We start from the raw sequence: 21,479 nt of genomic DNA, 5'->3' as shown, positions 1-21,479 counted from the left end.
AGAGCTTCAGCCTAGACTCGCCGCCGTGACGCATTCCGAGGACCGACGCCTGCTGCTCATCGACGGCCACTCGATGGCCTACCGCGCCTTCTACGCCCTGCCGAAGGAGAACTTCCAGACCGGCACGGGCCAGCACACCAACGCGGTCTACGGCTTCACCTCGATGCTGATCAACCTGCTCCGCGACGAGCAGCCCACGCACCTCGCGGTCGCCTTCGACGTCTCCCGCAAGACCTTCCGCAGCGAGGCCTTCACCGAGTACAAGGCCAACCGCAGCGCCACCCCGGACGAGTTCCGCGGCCAGGTCAGCCTGATCCAGGACGTCCTCGGCGCGCTGAACATCCCGGTGCTGAGCAAGGAGAACTTCGAGGCCGACGACGTCATCGCGACGCTGACCACCCAGGCCACCGCGGCGGACTTCAAGGTCGCCATCTGCACCGGCGACCGGGACGCGCTGCAGCTGGTCACCGAAGACGTGACGGTGCTGTACCCGACGAAGGGCGTCTCGGAGCTCACCCGCTTCACGCCGCAGGCCGTCGAGGACAAGTACGGCCTCACGCCGCAGCAGTACCCGGACTTCGCGGCGCTGCGCGGCGACCCGTCGGACAACCTGCCGAAGATCCCGGGCGTGGGGGAGAAGACCGTCACCAAGTGGATCCAGCAGTTTGGCTCGCTGGCCGACCTGGTGGACCGGGTCGACGAGGTCAAGGGCAAGGTCGGCGACTCGCTGCGCGAGCACCTGTCGTCGGTGCTGCTCAACCGGCAGCTGACCGAGCTGGTCCGCGACGTCGAGCTGGAGCTGGCGCCGCCGGACCTGGCGGTGCGGGCCTGGGACCGCGACGCGGTGCACCAGCTGTTCGACGACCTGGAGTTCCGGGTGCTGCGCGACCGGCTGTTCGCGACGCTGTCCAGCGCCGAGCCCGAGGTCGAGGAGGGCTTCGAGATCTCCGGCGGCGTCGTGCAGCCCGGCCAGCTGGCCGGGTGGCTGGACAAGCACGCCCGCAACGGCAACCGGGTCGGGCTGGCGTGCACCGGCCAGTGGGCCCGCGGCCACGGCGACCTGACCGGCGTTGCGCTGGCCACCGCCGACGGCGCGGGCGTGTTCGTCGACGTCGCAGAGCTGACCCAGGAAGACGAGCAGGCGCTGGCGGCCTGGCTGGCCGACCCGGCGGCGACGAAGGCGGCGCACGACGTCAAGGGGCCGCTGCACGCCATCCGCGACCGCGGCTGGGCGGTGGCGGGCCTGACCAGCGACACCGCGCTGGCCGCGTACCTGGTGCGGCCCGGGCAGCGGTCCTTCGAGCTGCCGGACCTCGTGGTCCGCTATCTGCAGCGCGAGCTGCGCGCGGAGCAGGGCGACGACGACGGGCAGCTGTCGTTGCTGGAGGACGAGGCGGAGACCAAGGAGAAGGCCGCCTCGACCGAGCTGGTGAAGGCCCGCGCGGTGGCGGAGCTGGCCGACGCGCTGGACGCGGAACTGGACCGCATCGACAGCCGCGCGCTGCTCACCGACCTGGAGCTGCCGCTGCTGGTGGTGCTCAGCGAGCTGGAGGGCGCCGGCATCGCGGTCGACTCCGAGCAGCTCGCCGAGCTGGGCGCGCGCTTCGCCGCGCGCGTCAAGCAGGCGGCGCAGGACGCCTACGGCGTGATCGGCAAGGAGATCAACCTCGGCTCGCCGAAGCAGCTGCAGGTGGTGCTCTTCGACGAGCTGAACATGCCGAAGACCAAGCGCACTAAGACCGGCTACACCACCGACGCCGAGGCGCTGCAGTCGCTGTACGAGAAGACCGAGCACCCGTTCCTGCAGCACATGCTGGAGCACCGCGACGCCACCCGGCTGAAGACCACTGTGGACGGTCTGGTGAAGTCCATTTCGGACGACGGGCGGATCCACACGACGCTGAACCAGACCATCGCCGCCACCGGCCGGCTGTCCTCGACGGACCCGAACCTGCAGAACATCCCGATCCGCACCGAGGAGGGCCGCCGGATCCGGGAGGTCTTCGTCGTCGGCGACGGGTACGCGGAGCTGATGACCGCCGACTACAGCCAGATCGAGATGCGCATCATGGCGCACCTCTCCGGCGACGAGGGGCTCATCGAGGCGTTCCGCACCGGTGAGGACCTGCACAACTACGTCGCGTCCAAGGCGTTCGCGGTGCCGATCGACGAGGTCGACCAGGAGCTGCGCCGCCGGGTCAAGGCGATGTCCTACGGCCTGGCCTACGGCCTGTCGGCGTACGGGCTGGCGCAGCAGCTGCGGATCTCCGCCGAGGACGCCAAGGCGCAGATGGACGCCTACTTCGCCCGGTTCGGCCGGGTCCGCGACTACCTGCGGGAGGTCGTCGACCAGGCGCGCAAGGACGGTTACACCTCGACGATCCTGGGGCGCCGCCGCTACCTGCCGGACCTGACCAGCGACAACCGGCAGCGGCGGGAGATGGCCGAGCGGATGGCGCTCAACGCGCCGATCCAGGGCAGCGCGGCCGACATCATCAAGGTCGCGATGCTGGGCGTGCACCGCGCGTTGCGGGACAGCGACATGCGGTCGCGGATGCTGCTGCAGGTGCACGACGAACTGATCATCGAGGTCGCCGACGGCGAGCGGGACGAGGTGGAGAAGCTGGTGCGCGAGCAGATGGGCTCGGCCTACGAGCTCGACGTGCCGCTGGAGGTCTCGGTCGGCGTCGGCCGCTCCTGGGACGCCGCCGCGCACTGAGGCCGTCACGCCTCGGGTGCCGGTCGTTACTCGTTGAGTTCGCGTTTCGGCGCCGTCACGAAGTGGTCACTCGCCGGAGTCGATGCGGTGCAACCCCTTTGAATGGCGGATGTCACCGTCGGTGGCCCCGCCCTGCCCCGCATCGAATCGGTGCGGGGTAGCCTGCCGTACGCGCGCTGCCGGACGCGCGCGGACCGGGCGTCGGTCGGGCGCGGCCATCCGCGCCAACCCCGAGGAGGAGCATGATCAGCATCGACAGAGTGGACCACCTGGTCCTCACCGTCGCCGATGTCGATCGGGCAGTGGAGTTCTACGAGCAGATCCTCGGCATGACGCCGGTGGAGTTCCCCGGTGAGCGGCGCGCCGTGAGCTTCGGCAGGCAGACGATCAAGCTGCACGCCGCGAGCGAACTGGTGGAGCCGACCGCGACGCACCCGGTGCCCGGCTCGGCCAACCTGTGCTTCGTCACGTCCCACCCGCTCTCCGAGGTGCAGGAGCACCTGCGCGCGAACGAGGTGCGCATCGAGGAGGGCCCGGTCAGCCGGATCGGCGCGGAGGGCCCGATCACCTCGCTCTACCTGCGCGACCCGGACGGCAACCTGATCGAGGTCGCCCGCTACGACGACGTCGCCGAGGAGACCGCGGCCGAGTAGCACCCCCGCCCCGTCCCGCGCCGCCCGGCGCGCCGTGATCGCCCGATCGTGGCTTCGGCGCTGGCGCTACCTTTGCGCGCAATGGGGCTAGATCCGTGCTGGGGGCATGGGGCGGGGTTGTGGAAGTGGGTTTGGCATCGGGTTTTACGAGGGGCACGGTTGAGCTCCTGACGGGGCAGATCGTGGATGCGCTCAGATGCCCGGTGGGCCTGGGCGACGAGCGGCAGTGGCTGGCGTGGCTGACGGAGGAGACCGTCCGGCCGGGGCGGGGCCGGGACGAGCTCGCCACCGCGCTGATCGCGCACTGCCGCGCGACGGAGGTCGAGCCTCCTGGGCCGGACCAGGCGCGGGAGGTGGCGAGCCTGGTCTTGCAGGACTTCGAAAGGCTGCTCTGCCACCGCGTCGCGGTCCGGATGGGCGACTCGGCGGACCAGTTGGAGGTGTTGCTGGCGGATCCCCCGGAGCATCCCGAGTGGTCGCTGGCCGAGCTGCGGTCCGAGGTGCCCCGGATCGACCTGCGTGAACTCCTGCTGGAGATCGACAGCCTGATGTCGTTGCAGGCGTTGGGGTTGCCGTCCGAGCTGCTGGTCAACCTGGAGGAGAACACCGCGGGCCAGGTCTGCTTGGGTGCGCTCCTGAAGGAGGTCGACAAGCAGGCCGTGGTGCAGGCGCTCCAGCTTCCGGCGGAGCTCTTCGACGACGTTCCGGTGGAACTGGTGGAGGCGTGGTGCGTGCGGGCGGCCCGCGCGCACCACGACGAGCTGCGGTCGCAGCCGCGAGCGGTGCGGGTGACGTTGTTGGGTGCGCTGTGTTTCGTGCGCCGCAAGGAGATCACCGATCTGCTCGGGCGAGTGCTGATCGGCCTGCTGCAACAACTCCGGGAGCGGGTGGAGCGGCGTCTCGCCGTCGTCGCCGGAGCCACACCGCAGACGCAGGCGCGGGAGCTGCTCCTGGTCGAGATCGCCCGGGCCGCCCTGGATCGTCCCGACGACACCGTGCGAGCGGTGCTGTACCCGATCGCCGGCGAGAAGGTGCTCAGACAGCTGACGCGCGTCAGCGAGGCTCGCGACGCCGTGCGCAGCAGGCGCAAGCGCACGGTGTTGCGGGGCGCGTATTCCGCGCACTACCAACAGGTTCTCCGACTGGTGCTGGCGGGCCTGGAGTTCCGCTGCCGGGACCTCGGCTGCCGGCCGATCATGGCGGCGCTCGGCGAGCTGGTGAGCGACTACACCGCGTCCTGGGGCGAGGGCCGCTTCTACGACTCGCCCGGCGACATCCCGCTGGACGACGTGGTTCCGGAGGAGTGGCGGGACGCCGTGGTGGATCAGGAAGGGCGCATCGAACGCGCCGTCTACGAGATGTGCGTGCTGTTGACGCTGCGGGATCTGCTGTGCACCCGGCGCATCTTCCTCGCCGGGTCGAGCCAGTGGGGCAAGCCCGGCCGGTCGCGGGTCGTACCGCGCCGCGCCGACGAGGCCCTCGCCTGGCCGAGCTGACGAGGTTGGACTCTGCCCCCGGGTCAAGGTCCAGACTGGACGCATGCTCGGTATCGGGGATTTCGCGCAGTTGACCGGTTTGAGCGCGAAGGCGTTGCGGCTGTACGACAAGCAGGGGTTGCTGAAGCCGGCCGCGGTCGATCGGTGGTCGAACTACCGGCGCTACTCGGCGGATCAGCTGGAGGTGGCGATCCGGCTGAAGGCGTTGCGCGCGGCCGACATCGGGCTGGCGGAGGCCGAGCGGGCGCTGCTCGGTCGGCGCGAGGCGGTCGAGGTGCTCGAAGAGCACCGGGCTCGGCTGGCCGAGCAGCGGCGGCGGCAGGACGCTGCGCTGGAGGCGGCGACGGCGTTGCTCGACGGTGACGCGCCGGACTGGGAGATCCAGGAGCGGCAAGCCGACGCGCAGCACTGGGTGGGCGTGGCGCTGCCGGTGTCCGACGGCGCCGACGAGGAGGCGAACGCCGCCTTCGGCGCGTTGTGGGAAGCCTTGGCGGCGGCGGACAACGCGCCGGTCGGCCCGTTCTGGTCGTCGATCCGCGCCGGTTCCACCGAGGACGACGTCGAGCTGCTGTGCTGCTGGCCGGTCGCCCGGCCGATGCCCGCGGGCTGGGGGATTGCGGGACTGGCGGTCGTGCGCGGGCAGGTCCGGGCAGGGCCGGAGCTCGTGGTGGGCTGGCGGCACGACGACGGCGTCGTGGTCATCGACGCGGCGGTGCATCCCGCCGTCGTCGCGCTGCTGGCCGAGGCCGAGCGGCGCGGGGCCGACCTGGACCTCGCGGCGATGCGCCAGATCGGGCGGCTCGACGAGACCGGCGACGCGGTCGGCATGGAGGTCGCGATCCCGCTGACCTGATCAGCGCACCGGTGCCCGCCTGGAACGCGGTGCCGCCGATTTCGCGCGAAATCGCCGCTCGACGCGCGGGGAGGGTGGCGTTCGCGCGAAATCGCCACCCTCCCCCATCGGGAGCATCAGAGGGACAGTTCGGGCTTGAGGCGGGTGGGCGTCCAGACCCGCTGGCGCCAGGCCGCGATCGTGCTCAGCAGCAGCGACGCCACCAGGTAGCACAGCAGGACGCCTGCCGCGGTCGTCGCCGCCGCCGTGCCCGCCCCGCCGTAGAGCAGGTGGCGCAGGCCGTTGACGACGTAGCCCAGCGGCAGCACCTCGTGCAGCGGGTGCAGCGGCTCCGGGATCGTCTGCCACGGGAACGTGCCGCCCGCGGTGACCAGCTGCAGCACCAGGATGACCAGGGCGATGAACTTGCCCTTCGGCCCGAACGCCGCGTTGAGCGCGTGCACCACCGCGGTGAAGGCGAACGACGTGAGGATCAGGAATCCGAGCGTCCACCAGGTGTGCGCCGGCTGCACGCCCACCCCGAAGACCACGACCAGGTAGAGCAGCACGGCCTGCACGAACCCGACGATCGCCGCGGGCAGCCAGCCGCCGATCGCGACCCGCCAGGGCGCGACCCCGGCGGCGAGCGCGCGGCTGGACAGCGGGCGCATCAGCAGGAACAGCACGAACCCGCCGATCCACAGGGCCAGGCCCATGAAGAACGGTGCCAGCCCGGCCCCGTAGGTGCCGGCCTTGACCTGGGCCATGGTGTCGATCGCGACCGGGTCGCCGATGGTGTCCGCGGTGGCGTTGCGAGTGTCCTCGTCGGGGTTCGGGATCTCGTTCAGGCCCTCGCCGAGCTTCGTCGCGAGCGTGCTCGAACCGTCCGCGAGCTTGCCGGAGCCGTCGGAGAGCTGCTTGGTGCCGCCCGCGAGCTGATCCGCACCGCTGCTGAGCTGCTTGGTGCCCGCCAGCGCTTGCTGCTCGCCGGAGCGGAGCTGCTGGGCGCCGTTGTCGACCTGGACGGCGCCGTCGGCGAGGCGTCCGATGCCGTTGGTCATCGTCGGCATCGCGTTGGCCAGCGCGCGGTTGCCGTCGGCGACCTGCTGGGAGCCGTCGGCGAGCTTCCGCAGCTGGCCGACCTGCGTCTGCACCTTGCCGTTGGCGTCGGTGATGGGCTTGTCGAGCTCGTCGATGCCCGCGACGATGCGCTGCACCGCGTCCTCGTCCACCCCGTTCTTGCGGAGCTGGTCGGCGATGTCCTTCTTGGTCGAGCTGAGGTTGTCGACGATCTCCTGCGAGAGCCCGCCGAGCGTCTCCGCCTTGGAGGCGAGTTGTTCGTTTCCGGCGGCGACCTGCGCTGCGCCGTCGGCCAGCTTGGCGGTCTGCGCCGGCAGCGGCGCTGTCGATCGCTGCAGCTCGGTGAGGCCGCTGCGCAGCTGCTGGGTGCCGTCGCTGAGGCGGGTGGCGCCATCGGCGAGCTTGGTCTGGCCGTCGACCAGCTGGTGGGCGCCGGACGCCAGCTTGTCGGTGCCCTGCCGGGCTTCCCCGAGCCCGTTGCGGAGCTGGCCCGCGCCGTCGGCGAGCTGACCCGCGCCGTCGGCGGCCTCGGCGGTCTTGTCGTGCACGGTGCTGAATCCGAGCAAGAACTGGTTCGCCGCCTCGGTCCCGGCGCTGGTCGCGATGCCCTTGCGCACCTCGGAGGCCACCTTGTCGGCGATGGTGCCGACCAGGTAGTTGTTGGCGTCGTTGGTGATCAGCTGCAGCTTCGCCTGCCGCGGCTCGAAGTCGGCGGGGGAGATCAGCGCCCCGGAGAAGTCCTTCGGCACCACCAGCGCGAACGTGTACCGGCCGCTGGCGACGCCGTCCTGCGCCTCCTGCGCGTCGGTGCGGGTCCAGTCGAACGTGCCGGAATCCAGGAGCTCCTGGTAGACGTCCTGACCGGCGTCCAGCCGCGTGCCGTCCTCGCGCTGCGCGCCCTGGTCTTCGACGACCACGGCCGCGGGCACCGAGTCGAGCTTCCCGTAGGGATCCCAGTTCGCGTAGATGTACATCGCGCCGTAGAGCAGCGGCACCAGGGTGACCGCGAGCAGCGCGAGCTTGGGCAGTTTGCCCGAAGTGAGGCGGCGCAGCTCGGTGGCGGCGAGCCGGAATGTAGTCATCGCAGACCTTCAGCAGAATCCAGAGTGGACTGTTCGGGGTTGTCCGCGCCGACGCGGGCGGGCGAGATGCCCAGCTTGTCGGCGGAGTGCGGGGAGCAGAGCGCGATCACGGCCAGGCCGCGCTCGGCTTGGCGGGCGGCGAGGGAGTACCAGCCCGCGGGGTCGCCGCCGTGGCGGTCGGGGCAATCCAGCACCAGGGCCTTGGTGGCGCGGCCCTCGCAGGCGAGTTCGGTCAGCAGCCGGGTGCGCTCGTAGCCGGCCAGGTGCTCGAAGCGCTGCTCGCCGGCCCCCTCGGGGAGCCAGTCGCGGGCCGACAGCCAGTCCCGGACCCGGCGGCGGCCGGATCTGCGGCCCGCCAGGCTCAGGCCTTCGGCGACGACGTCGCGCACCGCCAGCGCGTCGTCGGGCTCGGTGATCTGCGGCGCGTCGACGACCGCGACGCTGCGCCGCAGCGCGGTGGCGTCGATGGCGCCGTCCAGGCGGACGGCGCCGCGGGTGGGGCGCAGCCGGCCGGAAAGGGCCAGGGCCAGCGCGGTGCGGCCGGAGTTCGGGTCGCCCGCGACCAGCAGGACCTGCCCGGTCCGAGCCCGCAGCGAAGTGGGCGCCAGCAGCGTCCCGTGCGCTCCGATGACCTCGACGCCGGTGGCGACGATCTCCACGCAGTCTCCTCGACTTTCACGACCGGTGCGCCGGTCGTGCGAGCGTCAGCGCAGCGCGGTGGCCGGGCGCACCTCCCACATCGTCCACAGCGGCCGGTAGCCCTGGCGGGGCCAGAACACCGAGGACAACGGGTTGGGCGGGTTGTAGTACAGGAAGCTGCCGACGGCTCCGGCACGCGCGAACTCGTTGTGCGCCGTGGCCATCAGCTGCTGGCCGACGCCGGAGCCGCGGAGCTTCTCCTGCACCGACACGCAGTTGACGTATCCCCACGTGCCGGACCTGAGCCGGGAGCCACCGGGTGACTTGGCGGTGTCGACCCAGCCGCACTCCGCGACCGCGACCGGCGTCCCGTCCTGCTCCGCCAGCCACACCGGATCGCTGGAGTGCAGGCGCACGTGCGCAGCGGTCCGCTTCAGCTGCGGAGCATCGGGTCGGTACGTCGACGTGCCGACCAGGGCGGCGTATTCGAGCTCGCTGAGGGCGAGTTCGACGACGGCGTCGAGGTCGGCCGGTCCGGCGCGACGTATGTTTACGGTACCAGACGGTTTCGTATATGCAACCGGTGCGGTGGGGCGCACGGCGAGGCAGGCCAGCGGCAGGAAACCGTGATCCAGAAACGCCCTGGTCGCCTCGACGTCCCGGCTCGGCCACACGACCGTGCAAGCCGAGTTGGGCCCCGATGCCTGCCCCGCCAGCCACTCGCGCCAGGTGTGCAACAGCGCGTCCATGCCGGCGCGGGGCTGCTCGCCGACGATCGGGAAGAGCTCGAAGACCTCGCCGGCCTGCCAGAGGCTTTGCGCCGACCCCGGCGGGCTCGCGTTCCGCGTGGCGAGCCCGGCGACCGTGCTGCCGTCAGCGATCCGGGCCACGATCGCCTCGGCACCGGACGGCAGCTGGTGGGTGTCGGGCAGCTGCGGGTCCAGCGCGGCGAACCGCGCGAACTGTGCCCGCATCAACTCCTGTGCAGTCGCCACGACTTCCCCTCGAAGGCTGTCTCGACTGTAAGTCTGGGTTTTGTTCCTTGAATCGGCGCAGCCGCTCGGCCCACTTGCGCAACCGGCACCGCTGCGGGTTCTCAGGCTGTGCCCGCCCCTATTGGGCTACTGGGCGAGGCCAGTCCCCGATGCCGCGCATTGGTCATACGTAAGTCGGGCTCCCGCAGTCCAGGCAGCGTCTGCGACTCCCGCAGGGGGGTCGCTACCCGTACCGCCACGCAAAACGAGCCTGGAAATAGTCTTCCTCACCGGTGGCAGACGAAGATCACGGTCCCGGGGAACAGGCGCCCGCGCAGCGGGCTCCACTGCCCCCACGTCTGAGTGTGCCCCGCCGGCCACTCCGGCTCGATCAGGTCGACGAGGTGCAGCCCGGCGCCGGCCAGCTCCCGGACGAAGTCGCCGAGGGTGCGGTGGTGCTCGACGTAGGTGGCCCGGCCCGCGTCGTCGACCTCCAGGTACGGCGTGCGGTCGAAGTAGGAGTGCGTGGCGGTCAGCCCGGTCGGCCCCGGATCGTCGGGGAAGATCCACCGCATCGGGTGCGTCACCGCGAAGACCCACCGGCCGCCCGGCCGCAGCACCCGCGCGACCTCCCGGAACACCGCGCCGACATCGGCCACGAACGGCACCCCGCCGAACGCCGAGCAGGCCAGGTCGAAGGAGGCGTCGGCGAACGGCAGGCAATCCGCGCTCGCCTGCACCAGTGGCACGGCGGTCCCGCTGCGCTCGCCGCCCGCGACGGCGTGCCGCAGCATCCCGGCCGAGATGTCCAGCCCCACCGGGTGCGCGCCCTGGTCGGCCAGCCACCGCGAGCACGACGCCGCGCCGCAGCCGACCTCCAGCACCCGCTTGCCGCGGACGTCGCCGAGCAATCCGGCGTCGGCCTCGCGCAGCCGCTCCGGGCACCACATGAAGTCGCTGTCGCCGAGGAACGCGCCGTGCTCGGCTTGGTAGTCGTCGGCGTCGGCGTCCCACCACAGCCGGCTCGCGCCGCGCGATTCCGCCGCGTCGACAGTGCGTTTGCTCACACCCGTTGTGCCCAACAGCTGCTCCGCGGAGCTACTCTGGAGCTCGTCGTATTCCGGGTCATCGGCTCGTGCCAAGGGTTCTCTCCGCCGATATCGGGTATTGCTCGGACGTGGGGCATTCTCCTCGCCCGGGATCGGCCGGTCGTTCGGGCGTACCGCGGTTTGCCCGACGATCGAGAAAGCGCGTACGATACCGCCCGCGCCGTGGGTCTTTCGCCGACGGTTCCGACTGCCGGGTCGCACCGGTGGTGGGGACGGCCGACGAGGCGGGATCTCCTGGTCCAGCGAGTCAGCTGGTCCCGGCCCGGGGCGCGGCAACAATGTAGATCCAGCGACCAAACTATCCGTACCGGAGCAACCCACCTGATGTCCACCGACACCACCACCGTCCCGACTGCCGCCGCCACCAAGCCGCAGGTCGCAGTGAACGACGTCGGGACGGAGGAGGACTTCCTCGCCGCCGTCGACCAGACCATCAAGTACTTCAACGATGGGGACATTGTTGAGGGCACCATCGTCAAGGTCGATCGCGACGAGGTGCTGCTTGACATCGGCTACAAGACCGAGGGCGTCATCCCCTCCCGCGAGCTGTCGATCAAGCACGACGTCGACCCCAACGAGGTCGTCACCGTCGGCGACTTCGTCGAGGCACTTGTTCTCCAGAAGGAGGACAAGGAAGGCCGGCTGATCCTCTCCAAGAAGCGCGCCCAGTACGAGCGCGCCTGGGGCACCATCGAGGAGCTCAAGGAGAAGGACGAGCCCGTGCGCGGCACCGTCATCGAGGTCGTCAAGGGCGGCCTCATCCTCGACATCGGGCTGCGCGGCTTCCTGCCGGCCTCGCTGGTCGAGATGCGCCGCGTCCGCGACCTGCAGCCCTACGTGGGCCGCGAGCTCGAGGCCAAGATCATCGAGCTGGACAAGAACCGCAACAACGTGGTCCTGTCCCGCCGCGCTTGGCTGGAGCAGACGCAGTCCGAGGTCCGCAGCGAGTTCCTCAACCAGCTGCAGAAGGGCCAGGTCCGCAAGGGCGTCGTGTCCTCCATCGTCAACTTCGGTGCGTTCGTCGACCTCGGTGGGGTCGACGGTCTGGTGCACGTCTCGGAGCTGTCCTGGAAGCACATCGACCACCCGAGCGAGGTCGTCGAGGTCGGCCAGGAAGTCACCGTCGAGGTCCTCGACGTGGACATGGACCGCGAGCGCGTCTCGCTGTCGCTGAAGGCCACCCAGGAAGACCCGTGGCGCCAGTTCGCCCGCACCCACGCGATCGGCCAGATCGTGCCGGGCAAGGTCACCAAGCTGGTGCCGTTCGGTGCGTTCGTCCGCGTCGACGAGGGCATCGAGGGTCTGGTCCACATCTCCGAGCTGGCCGAGCGCCACGTGGAGATCCCGGAGCAGGTCGTCCAGGTCGGCGACGAGGTGATGATCAAGGTCATCGACATCGACCTGGAGCGTCGCCGGATCTCGCTGTCGCTGAAGCAGGCCAACGAGGGCTTCAGCCCGGACTCGGAGTTCGACCCCACCCAGTACGGGATGGCGGCCGAGTACGACAACGAGGGCAACTACATCTACCCCGAGGGCTTCGACGTGGAGACCCAGGAGTGGACCGAGGGCTACGAGAAGCAGCGTGAGGAATGGGAGCGGCAGTACGCCGAGGCCCACACGCGCTACGAGAAGCACATCGCCCAGATCACGAAGGCCCGCCAGGCCGACGCGGAGGCCGCTGCGGCCGCCGCGGCCGGTGGCGGCGAGGAGCCGGCCAGCGGTGGCGGCAACTACTCGTCGGCTTCGAGCGACGAGCAGGACAGCGGCTCGCTGGCCAGCGACGCGCAGCTGGCGGCGCTGCGGGAGAAGCTCTCCGGCGGCGCGTGAGCCTGACGCCTAGCGGCTGAGGCAACACCACGGCCCCGCACCTTCCGAGGTGCGGGGCCGTGAGTCTTTTCGGAACCCGCACCAGCCCCTCCTGGAGTTGCCGAGGTGAACGGCCGGTTCGTCTCGTCTATCGGGGTGAGGGGGCCGTTCGCTTCGGGTCTTCGGTCCGCGTGGCCCGGTGGGCTGGCAAGATGGGCTTCGTGTTGCGGGTGGGACTGAGCGGTGGAATCGGGTCCGGCAAGTCGACGGTGGCCCAGCGGTTGGTGGAGCGCGGCGCCGTGCTCATCGACTCCGACGTGCTGGCCCGCGAGGTGGTGCAGCCCGGCACACCGGGGCTGGCCGAACTCGTCGAGCGGTTCGGCGAGGACATCCTGGACGCCGACGGCGCGCTGAACCGCCCGGCGTTGGCGGGCAAGGTCTTCGGCGACGACGAAGCGCGCGCGGACCTCAACGCGATCACGCACCCCAAGATCCGCGACCTGACGGCCGAGCGGATGGCGCAGGCGCCCGCGGACGCGGTCGTGGTGCACGACGTCCCGCTGCTCGTCGAGGTCGGCTACGCGCCGAACTACCACCTGGTGCTCATCGTCGATGCGCCGGAGCCCGACCGGGTGCGGCGGCTGATCGACCGCGGCCTGGCCGAGGACGACGCCCGCGCCCGCATCGCCGCGCAGGCCACCACCGAGCAGCGGCGCGAGGTCGCGGACGTGTGGCTGGACAACAGCGGTTCGGTCGATGCCGTGCACGCCCAGGTCGATGCGCTGTGGCGGGACCGGTTGGTGCCGTTCGAGGAGAACGTGCGGCTGCGCCGCCGCCCGCCGAAGCGGTCGCCCGAGCTGGTCGATCCGGATCCGGAGTGGCCGCGGCAGGCGCGGCGGCTGATCGCCCGGGTCGAGCGCGCGGCGGGCGACAAGGCCTTGCGGATCGACCACATCGGCTCCACCTCGGTGCCCGGCCTGCCCGCGAAGGACATCATCGACCTGCAGCTGACGGTCCGGTCGCTGGCGGACGCGGACGCGCTCGCCGGACCGCTGGGCGAGGCGGGTTTCCCGGTGCTGCCGTACATCCTCGGGGACACCCCGCACACCTTCGCGCCCGATCCGGCGCTCTGGGAGAAGCGGATCCACGTGTCGGCCGACCCGGGCCGCTACGCGAACTTGCACGTCCGGGTCGACGGGACGCCGGGCCAGCGCGTCGCCCTGCTCTTCCCGGCGTGGCTGCGCACCGACGAAGCCGCCCGCGACGAATACCTCGCGCTCAAGCGGAAGGTGGCGGCGGAACACGCGGCCGACCCGGACCACGGCGCCTACGCGGACGCCAAGGAGCCCTGGTTCGCGGAAGCGCTCCCCAGGGCCTGGCAATGGGCCGAAAGCACCGGCTGGGCCGGCTGAGCCCGGATCAGGTCGCCGAGCGGAGGATCTCGGCGATCTTGGTGTAGCCGTGGGCTTCGGCGTGCCGGAGCGCCGTGACGCCGTCGTGGTCGGGGATGTTCGGGTCCGCTCCCGCGTCGAGGAGGATCTGCACGATCTCCTGGTACGGGCGGCTTCCGTCGCCGAGGATCACCGCTTCGAGCAGTGCCGTCCAGCCGAGCCGGTTGACGTGGTCGACGTTCAGCCCGGCGCGTGCCGCTGCGCGCACGTAGTCGACGTGCCCGCGCTCGCTGGCCGGGATGATCGAGATGCCGCCGAAGCGGTTGGTCACCGTGAAGTCGGGGTTGGCGGGCAGCAGCGCTTCGAGCATGGCGACGCTGCCCGTGACGCCGGTGACGAGGAAGGCGCTGTCGCGGCGGTCGTCCTGCGCGTTCGGGTCGGCCCCGGCCTTGACCAGTTCGCGGGCGACGTCGACGTGGTCGGCGAGCGCCGCCAGCAGCAGCGGGGTGCGCTGGTGCTCGTCGCGGGCTTCGACGTTGGCGCCGGCGGCGAGCGCGGCGCGCACCTGGTCGAGATCGCCATCGTCGGCGGCGCTCAGCAGCTGTTGATCCGCCGTGGGGTTGGGCGCGTGCTGCTCGGGGGCGGGCTGTTGTTGTGCCGCGGGTGGCGGCGGGGGAGTCGCTGGCGCCGCCGGCGGCTCGGCCGGGGCGCAGGCGGCGAGCGCGATCGCGGCGAACACCCCGACTGCCGCTCGTCGACCGATCGCGGTGTGCGCGGTCCTCATCAGATCCTCCTGCTCGGGTGCTGACCGGTCCCCGGCGATCGCCGGGGACCGGTCAGGGGTGTTACCGCAGTTCGGCCTGGATGGCCTGCAGCCCGGCGCGGGCGAACTCCTCGTCCAGGTCGCCGCTGGGCGCACCGGCCACGCCGATGCCCGCGATCGGCGAGCCGGCGGTCACCGGGACGCCGCCGCCGAGGAACAAGGTGCCCGGGATGTCGCGCAGCGTGGCGCCGTCGCCGGTGGCCTGCTTGCCCAGCTCGGAGGTCGCACGGCCCCAGGCGACCGCGGTGAAGGCCTTGCGCTTCGCCGATTCGCCGCTCTGCGGGCCCGCGCCGTCGCCGGTCAGGCGAACCCGCTCGTTGCCCGCGCGGTCCACGATGGACACGGTGACGCGCTGGCCCTTGGCCTCGGCGGCGTCGAGCGCGGCCTGCGCGGCCTTGGTGGCGGCGTCGACGCTCAGCACCGGCTGCTGCAGGACGGCGGCCGGTGGGCGCTGCGGGGCCTGCTGCTGAGCCGGGTCGGCCTGCGCGACGGTCAGACCGGTGGCGCCGCCGAGGATGCCGAGGCCGACCAGGGTGCCGATGATCGCGCGGTTGCGGGTGGTGGACTGCATCGGGATTCGCTCCTAGGTCCGATTGGCTTGTGCTCCAAGCTTCCGGCGCAGGCGGGCTCCGGACGTCGTCGGAAAGGATCGTTCGACGGCCTTGCCCGGTGGATCCCGGATCAACCGATCCATTGATGCGGGCTCGTGGCGCGCCGTCTAGGTTCGTGTCTCCGACGCGACCGCGATGAGAGGACCGCATTGGCCGACGACTTCCGGCCGGGAGGCTGGCTGTACCGCGCGATGCACGCGGGCTTCTTCGTGCTGCTCGCGTCGTCGGCGTCGCGCTACGTCGCCGCGCATGGCCTGGCGGGCGTGACCCCGCTGCTGCTGGGCCTTTCCGGGGCGCTGGTCGTGGTCTACGTGCTCGGTGTCGTCTTCTGGGGACAGAGCAAGCACGTGCGGCAGCTGTGGCTGGCCGCGGTGGTCGCCCTCTGGTGCGCGCTGGTGCTGGTGGCGCCGAGCTTCAGCTGGTGCGCGGTGCCGCTGTTCTTCGTCTGCTTGCGGCTGTTGCGACCCAAGCCCTTGATCATCGCCGTGGTGCTGCTGACCGCGACGGTGATCTTCGGGCAGCTGCGGTTGGCGCCGAGGTTCGAGGTCGTCGACGTGCTGGTGCCGCTGGCCGTCGCGACGATGGCCACCGCGGTGTTCCTGGAGCTGCGCTGGGAGAGCGAGCGCCGCAAGGCGCTGATCGATCAGCTCGTGCGCACGCGCGGCGAACTGGCCGAAGCCCAGCGCGAGGCGGGCATCAGCTGGGAGCGCGAGCGGCTGGCCCGCGAGATCCACGACACGATCGCCCAGGGCCTGTCCAGCATCCGGATGCTGCTGCAGGCGGCGGAGCGCGGCGGCGACACCAACGAGCACGTGCGGCGCGCGGGCGAGGTCGCCGAGGACAACCTCGCCGAGGCCCGACGATTCGTGCGCGGGCTCGCGCCGGCCGCGCTCGAACGGCAGTCGCTGCCGGAGGCGCTGCGCGAGCTGGCCGACCGGACCGCGGCGGAGTCGGGCGTGGAGGTCCGCTTCGAGGTGGTGGGCGAGCCGCTGCCGACCAGGGCGGCCGACGACGCGGTGCTGCTGCGGGTCGCCCAGGGCGCGCTGGCCAACGTCCGCGAGCACAGCGCGGCGCGCATCGCCGGGGTGACGCTGTCCTATTTGGATGATTCGGTCACGTTGGACGTGCGCGACGACGGCACCGGTTTCGACCCCGCCGCCCCGCGGTCCGGCACCGGGCGCGGCTACGGGCTGTCCGGGATGCGGGCGCGGGTGGAGCAGTCGGGCGGCACGCTGGCGGTGGAGAGCAGGCCCGGAGAGGGCACGGCGGTGGCGGCGACGTTGCCGGTGGGAGGGATCTCGTGACGGACGCGGTGCGGGTGCTGGTGGTCGACGACCACCCGGTGGTGCGGGCCGGGCTGAAGGCGCTGCTCGCCGGGGATGCGGGCATCGAGGTCGTCGGCGAGGCCGCGACCGCGGTGGAGGCAGTGCGGCAGGCGGACGCCTTCCGGCCCGACGTGGTGCTGATGGACCTCCAGCTCGGCGACGGCGTCGAGGGCGTGGAGGCGACCCGGCGGTTGCTGGCGCTGGACACCCCGCTGCGGGTGCTGGTGCTGACCACTTACGACGCCGACACCGACATCACCCGCGCCATCGACGCGGGCGCCACCGGCTACCTGCTCAAGGCGGGCCCGCCGGAGGAGCTGTTCCAGGCGATCCGGGCGGCCGCGCAGGGCAAGACCATGCTCTCGCCGGAGATCGCGTCCCGGCTGCTGCAGCGCAGCCGCGCGCCGGAGCAGTCGCTGAGCGCCCGGGAGGTGGAGATCCTGGAGCTGCTGGCGCAGGGCCTGGGCAACAAGGAGCTGGCGAAGAAGCTGTTCATCAGCGAGGCGACGGTGAAGACCCACTTGGTGCACATCTACTCGAAGCTCGGGGTGGACAGCCGGATGGCGGCGGTGAGCGCGGCGGTCGAGCGCCGCCTCATCCGCCTCGATTCCCCGCCGCGTTGACAGGAGCCTCTGCAACTCAGGACCCGTGCGTACTTCGTGCTGCTGTAGAGGCTGTTTTGGATGTCGTGGTGTGAGGTGTGGTAGAGCGGGTTTTGCCTTTGAAGCGGCGCAGCCGCTTAGCCCACCTACGCAACCGGCACCGCTGCGGGTTCTCAGGGGTCTTCTCGCGAGGACAGCCTCGACGTGGTGAATTGGCATTCATGAGTCGGGGATCCCACAGCGAGAAGGCGCCTGAGGTTCCGCTACCCGCACCGCTACGCAGAACGAGCCTGGAAACAGGCTCTGGTCACCAGATGTCGAAGATGCCCCGGTGGGCCAGCCACTGGTTGATGTCCCGGTGGCGGGTCACCTCGTCGAGCGTGCGGTGCACCGTGCGCAGCGCGTAGTCGGCTTCGCTGAGACGGATCAGGCCGTTGCCGACCGCGGCGGCGAAATCGGCGGCGCGCGTGATCCGCGGCCGGCCGTGCTCTCCGACCTCCAGGCCCAGCAGCAGGTCGGTCGTGGTCCAGGACCGGGTTTCGCGCTCGATGTGGACCGCGGTGAGCAGGCTCGGCCCGCGGCGGGAGTGCCTGCGTCGCGGGCGGAAGCGGGTCAGCCGCAGCCCGAGGTCGGGCAGCAGCCAGGTGATCTCGGCGGCGTGGTCCGCCGCTTCCGGTGTCGGGCATTCCACCGAGAGTCCCCAGCGCTCGACGTGGCAGACCTCCAGCTGCGCGACGACACCGGACGACTGCCTACGCTGCGAGCTGAAGACGTCGATAACTTCAACCAGTTGGGGTGAAATCGCAGCGCTCACGGCGTCAGACAGTAACGGGAAAACGGCGTTGAAAGATCGACAGCACCAGTTTTTAACGTAACTTTTCGGAGTTCGTCGAATATCGATTCGGTGCGTGGTGCGATCATCACCGGGATGGCGGTAGCGTCCGCTGGTCCGGCACGGGATCTTGGACGGGTTGCCCTCGCCACGACAGCTCGATCCCGTTGGCGCGCAACCACTTCGGCAGGTCGTACCCGTGCCTCGCGAGGCCGTCGACGGCGGCGCAGGCGCGTCGCATCGCGCGTTCCGCGGTTTCCGGATCGAGCAGTTCCGCGCGCACCGCGATCACGAATTCGTCGACGTCCAGCAGTTCCGCCGCGCGCCCGTCCCGCACCACGATGTCGAGGTAGTGGTCGACGGTCCGCCACTGCCGTTCGCCCGGCTCGACGTCCGCCACGTCGAGGTAGAAGTCCACGTCGTCCTCGTGCCCGGGGTGCCAGTACCAGCGGGTCACGCGCAACCCCAGCCTGGGCAGCAGCCAGGATTCGAAGGCGGCGATGCGCGGATGCCCGGGCATCGGGCGGGCCAGGTAGAGCCCGAAGGGCTCGCGCGCGTAGTGCGTCACGGTGCGCACGTGGCCCTTGGGGTCGGTGTTGGTGTTCGCCACGAGGTCGAAGACCTCGACCTTCGGCGGGTGGACGGGCAGGCCGAGCTGTTCGGCGATCTCGCGCTGCGTGGTCACCCTGCCACTGTATGCGGGCGGGCGCGACGTCCGAAGGTCGTCGCGCCCGCTATTCCTTCACCACTTGTTTTCCGTCACCTCCGATCGGTCGAGGTCAGGTCGTCGCGCGGGTGGCGTAGGCCGGAGCCATCGTGCCGAGACCCGCGAGGATCAGGACCGCTCCGCCGATCACGTTGCACAACACGGTGCTGGTCGTGACGGCGGTGCCGCTCATGACGAATACGGCCACGATCGTCCACACACCCAGCACCGGTACGGTCCAGGCGATGCCGTGCGTGCGGTGGTAGGCGGCCGCGAACGAGAGCCCTAGAACGGTCGCGGTCAGACCGGTGACCAGGTTGTTCAGCGTCAACGACGTCGTCATTGCGTGAAAGCCGGTGATCCACGGCGACAATGCGACGAACAGGCCACCGAGCACGGTGAAGCCGTCCGCCACCTGAGCGGTCGGAGTTTCGGATGCCCGCTCGTAGCGCAGGCGCATCTCGGTGAGATCCGGATGCCCAGCGATCGGTGCGCTGCTCGACATCACACCACCTCCTGCACTGGGGTGACGTAACCCATTATCTGCCCTGGTGGCCGTTTGAGCACCCCGTGACGCGACACGATGTCGGGGTGGGCTCGTACATTGGTTGTCGTGGCATTCGCGACTGAGTACCCCGTACTGGCCCACTCCGAGTTCCGGCCGGTCAGCGACATCCCGCGGGCCGACGGCCGGTTCCGCATGGTCAGCGACTACCAGCCCGCCGGCGACCAGCCGCAGGCGATCGCCGACCTGGAGCGCCGGATCAACTCCGGTGAGAAGGACGTCGTGCTGCTCGGGGCCACCGGTACGGGCAAGTCGGCGACCACGGCCTGGCTGATCGAGCGCATCCAGCGGCCCACCCTGGTGCTGGAGCCGAACAAGACGCTGGCCGCCCAGATGGCCAACGAGCTGCGCGGCTTCTTCCCGGACAACGCCGTCGAGTACTTCGTCAGCTACTACGACTACTACCAGCCCGAGGCCTACGTCCCGCAGACCGACACCTACATCGAGAAGGACTCGTCGATCAACGAGGACGTCGAGCGGCTGCGCCACTCCGCCACGTCGAACCTGCTCAGCCGCCGCGACTGCGTGGTCGTCTCCTCGGTGTCCTGCATCTACGGCCTGGGCACCCCGCAGTCGTACCTGGACCGGGCCATCCCGCTGGCGGTCGGCGGCGAGATCGACCGCGACGTGTTCCTTCGCGCGCTGGTGGACGTCCAGTACACCCGCAACGACATCGCGTTCGCCCGTGGCACGTTCCGGGTGCGCGGCGACACCGTGGAGATCATCCCGGCCTACGAGGAGCTCGCGGTGCGCGTGGAGTTCTTCGGCGACGAGATCGACCGGCTGCACTACCTGCACCCGCTGACCGGCGAAGTCGTGCGCGAGGTGCGCGACCTGCGGATCTTCCCGGCGACGCACTACGTGGCCGGCCCGGACCGGATGGAGAAGGCCATCCGCGGCATCGAGGCCGAGCTGGAGGAGCAGCTGGGCCTGCTGGAGAAGCAGAACAAGCTGCTGGAGGCGCAGCGGCTGCGGATGCGCACCCAGTACGACATCGAGATGATGCGCCAGGTCGGGTTCTGCTCTGGTATCGAGAACTACTCCCGGCACATCGACGACCGCCCCGCCGGGACGGCGCCCGCGACGCTGATCGACTACTTCCCGGACGACTTCCTGCTGGTCATCGACGAGTCGCACTACACGGTGCCGCAGATCGGCGGCATGTACGAGGGCGACGCGTCCCGCAAGCGGACCCTGGTCGAGCACGGCTTCCGGCTGCCCAGCGCGCTGGACAACCGGCCGCTGACCTTCGAGGAGTTCTCCGACCGGATCGGTCAGACGATGTACCTGTCGGCGACGCCGGGCCCGTACGAGATGGCGCAGGCCGGCGGCGAGTTCGTGGAGCAGGTGATCCGCCCGACCGGGCTGATCGACCCCGAGGTGATCGTCAAGCCCACCGAGGGCCAGATCGACGACCTGGTGCACGAGATCCGGGAGCGCGCCGAGCGCGACGAGCGGGTGCTGGTCACCACGCTGACCAAGAAGATGGCCGAGGACCTCACCGACTACCTGCTCGAACTGGGCATCCGGGTGCGGTACCTGCACTCCGAGGTGGACACGCTGCGGCGGGTCGAGCTGCTGCGGCAGCTGCGCCTGGGCGAGTACGACGTGCTGATCGGCATCAACCTGCTGCGCGAGGGCCTGGACCTGCCGGAGGTCTCGCTGGTGTCCATCCTGGATGCCGACAAGGAGGGCTTCCTGCGTTCCGGCACCAGCCTGGTGCAGACGATCGGCCGCGCGGCCCGGAACGTGTCGGGCCAGGTGCACATGTACGCGGACCGGATCACCGACTCGATGCGGCACGCCATCGACGAGACGAACCGGCGCCGCGCCAAGCAGGTGGCCTACAACGAAGAGCGCGGTATCGACCCGCAGCCGCTGCGCAAGAAGATCGCCGACATCCTGGACCGGGTGTACTCCGAGTCGGAGGACACCGAGGAGTCGGTGGCCGTCGGCGGTTCTGGCCGCAACGTCTCGCGCGGCAAGAAGCCGACCGGGGAGTCCGTGGCCAGCCCCGGGCTGCTGGACGACCGCGACATCAAGTCGATGCCGCGCGCGGAGCTGGCGGACCTGGTGCAGCAGCTCAACGACCAGATGATGAACGCGGCCCGCGAGCTGCAGTTCGAGCTGGCGGCGCGGCTGCGCGACGAGATCCACGACCTGAAGAAGGAGATCCGGGGCATGGACGCCGCCGGCATCGAGTGACGGCGCCTCGGCGGGGAGTCCACGATGGA

Annotated in this window: 18 protein-coding genes; 9 read left to right on the top strand and 9 right to left on the bottom strand. The window is 70.7% G+C overall.

The window, feature by feature from the left end; translation table 11 throughout:
• Positions 1–73 precede the first annotated feature (73 nt).
• The 4 genes from polA (at position 74) to BLW84_RS32325 (ending at position 5,721) form a co-directional block, all read left to right on the top strand.
• The gene (gene polA, locus BLW84_RS32340; protein ID WP_245761542.1) at positions 74–2,719 is read left to right on the top strand and encodes a DNA polymerase I; all 2,646 of its coding nucleotides are present in this window, start codon (positions 74–76) and stop codon (positions 2,717–2,719) included.
• Positions 2,720–2,961: 242 nt separating this feature from the next.
• A complete protein-coding gene (locus tag BLW84_RS32335; RefSeq protein WP_093273181.1) occupies positions 2,962–3,372 on the top strand; it encodes a VOC family protein in 411 nt (136 codons plus the stop codon).
• A 182-nt stretch (positions 3,373–3,554) separates the two neighbouring features.
• Positions 3,555–4,868, top strand: coding sequence for a hypothetical protein (locus BLW84_RS32330; RefSeq protein ID WP_143061171.1), 1,314 nt, complete (start codon positions 3,555–3,557; stop codon positions 4,866–4,868).
• Positions 4,869–4,911: 43 nt separating this feature from the next.
• Positions 4,912–5,721, top strand: coding sequence for a MerR family DNA-binding transcriptional regulator (locus BLW84_RS32325; protein WP_093273178.1), 810 nt, complete (start codon positions 4,912–4,914; stop codon positions 5,719–5,721).
• Between the two features lie 116 nt (positions 5,722–5,837).
• Here the strand turns inward: BLW84_RS32325 and BLW84_RS32320 are convergent, their stop codons facing one another.
• The 4 genes from BLW84_RS32320 to BLW84_RS32305 form a co-directional block, all read right to left on the bottom strand.
• Positions 5,838–7,862, bottom strand: a complete 2,025-nt coding sequence (locus BLW84_RS32320; RefSeq protein WP_093273176.1) for a YhgE/Pip domain-containing protein — start codon at positions 7,860–7,862, stop codon at positions 5,838–5,840.
• Entirely contained in the window at positions 7,859–8,521 is a 663-nt protein-coding gene (locus tag BLW84_RS32315) for an ATP-binding cassette domain-containing protein (protein ID WP_093273175.1), read from the bottom strand. The genes BLW84_RS32320 and BLW84_RS32315 overlap by 4 nt, the downstream gene beginning before the upstream one ends.
• 45 nt (positions 8,522–8,566) lie before the next feature.
• Positions 8,567–9,496, bottom strand: coding sequence for a GNAT family N-acetyltransferase (locus BLW84_RS32310; protein WP_093273174.1), 930 nt, complete (start codon positions 9,494–9,496; stop codon positions 8,567–8,569).
• Between the two features lie 266 nt (positions 9,497–9,762).
• Positions 9,763–10,617, bottom strand: a complete 855-nt coding sequence (locus BLW84_RS32305; protein WP_093273172.1) for a class I SAM-dependent methyltransferase — start codon at positions 10,615–10,617, stop codon at positions 9,763–9,765.
• Between the two features lie 291 nt (positions 10,618–10,908).
• Between BLW84_RS32305 and rpsA the strand changes: the two genes are divergently transcribed.
• Together rpsA and coaE are read left to right on the top strand one after the other, a co-directional pair.
• The gene (gene rpsA, locus BLW84_RS32300; RefSeq protein WP_093273171.1) at positions 10,909–12,411 is read left to right on the top strand and encodes a 30S ribosomal protein S1; all 1,503 of its coding nucleotides are present in this window, start codon (positions 10,909–10,911) and stop codon (positions 12,409–12,411) included.
• 200 nt (positions 12,412–12,611) lie between these two features.
• Positions 12,612–13,802 carry a dephospho-CoA kinase gene (coaE, locus tag BLW84_RS32295; RefSeq protein ID WP_093273209.1) on the top strand — a complete coding sequence of 397 codons (1,191 nt, stop codon included), beginning with the start codon at positions 12,612–12,614 and terminating at the stop codon, positions 13,800–13,802.
• Between the two features lie 7 nt (positions 13,803–13,809).
• Here coaE and BLW84_RS32290 read toward each other — a convergent pair whose 3' ends face one another.
• Together BLW84_RS32290 and BLW84_RS32285 are read right to left on the bottom strand one after the other, a co-directional pair.
• Entirely contained in the window at positions 13,810–14,565 is a 756-nt protein-coding gene (locus BLW84_RS32290) for an ankyrin repeat domain-containing protein (RefSeq protein WP_093273169.1), read from the bottom strand.
• A 61-nt stretch (positions 14,566–14,626) separates the two neighbouring features.
• A complete protein-coding gene (locus BLW84_RS32285) occupies positions 14,627–15,175 on the bottom strand; it encodes a GlcG/HbpS family heme-binding protein (RefSeq protein ID WP_093273168.1) in 549 nt (182 codons plus the stop codon).
• A gap of 189 nt (positions 15,176–15,364) precedes the next feature.
• On the opposite strand from BLW84_RS32285, the gene BLW84_RS32280 reads away from it, so the two are divergent.
• Positions 15,365–16,519 (top strand): sensor histidine kinase, encoded by a 1,155-nt coding sequence (locus tag BLW84_RS32280; protein ID WP_245761538.1) that lies wholly within the window; start codon positions 15,365–15,367, stop codon positions 16,517–16,519.
• Positions 16,516–17,163, top strand: coding sequence for a response regulator (locus tag BLW84_RS32275; RefSeq protein WP_218157558.1), 648 nt, complete (start codon positions 16,516–16,518; stop codon positions 17,161–17,163). The genes BLW84_RS32280 and BLW84_RS32275 overlap by 4 nt, the downstream gene beginning before the upstream one ends.
• A 286-nt stretch (positions 17,164–17,449) precedes the next feature.
• Here the strand turns inward: BLW84_RS32275 and BLW84_RS32270 are convergent, their stop codons facing one another.
• The 3 genes from BLW84_RS32270 to BLW84_RS32260 form a co-directional block, all read right to left on the bottom strand.
• Positions 17,450–17,956, bottom strand: a complete 507-nt coding sequence (locus BLW84_RS32270; RefSeq protein WP_245761537.1) for a hypothetical protein — start codon at positions 17,954–17,956, stop codon at positions 17,450–17,452.
• Positions 17,957–18,062: 106 nt separating this feature from the next.
• On the bottom strand, positions 18,063–18,659 hold the full coding sequence (locus tag BLW84_RS32265; RefSeq protein WP_093273166.1) for a ribonuclease FAU-1 family protein: 597 nt from the start codon (positions 18,657–18,659) through the stop codon (positions 18,063–18,065).
• Positions 18,660–18,753: 94 nt separating this feature from the next.
• Complete coding sequence (locus BLW84_RS32260; RefSeq protein ID WP_093273165.1) at positions 18,754–19,185, bottom strand: SPW repeat protein; 432 nt, start codon at positions 19,183–19,185, stop codon at positions 18,754–18,756.
• A gap of 108 nt (positions 19,186–19,293) precedes the next feature.
• Between BLW84_RS32260 and uvrB the strand changes: the two genes are divergently transcribed.
• A complete protein-coding gene (gene uvrB, locus BLW84_RS32255; RefSeq protein ID WP_093273164.1) occupies positions 19,294–21,450 on the top strand; it encodes an excinuclease ABC subunit UvrB in 2,157 nt (718 codons plus the stop codon).
• Positions 21,451–21,479 lie beyond the last annotated feature (29 nt).

The sequence above is a fragment of the Saccharopolyspora shandongensis genome (genome assembly GCF_900106995.1).
In the GTDB taxonomy this organism is placed as follows: Bacteria; Actinomycetota; Actinomycetes; order Mycobacteriales; family Pseudonocardiaceae; genus Saccharopolyspora; species Saccharopolyspora shandongensis.
The sequence above is the reverse complement of the archived record's forward strand: the minus strand, read 5'-3'. Positions and strand labels throughout refer to the sequence as shown.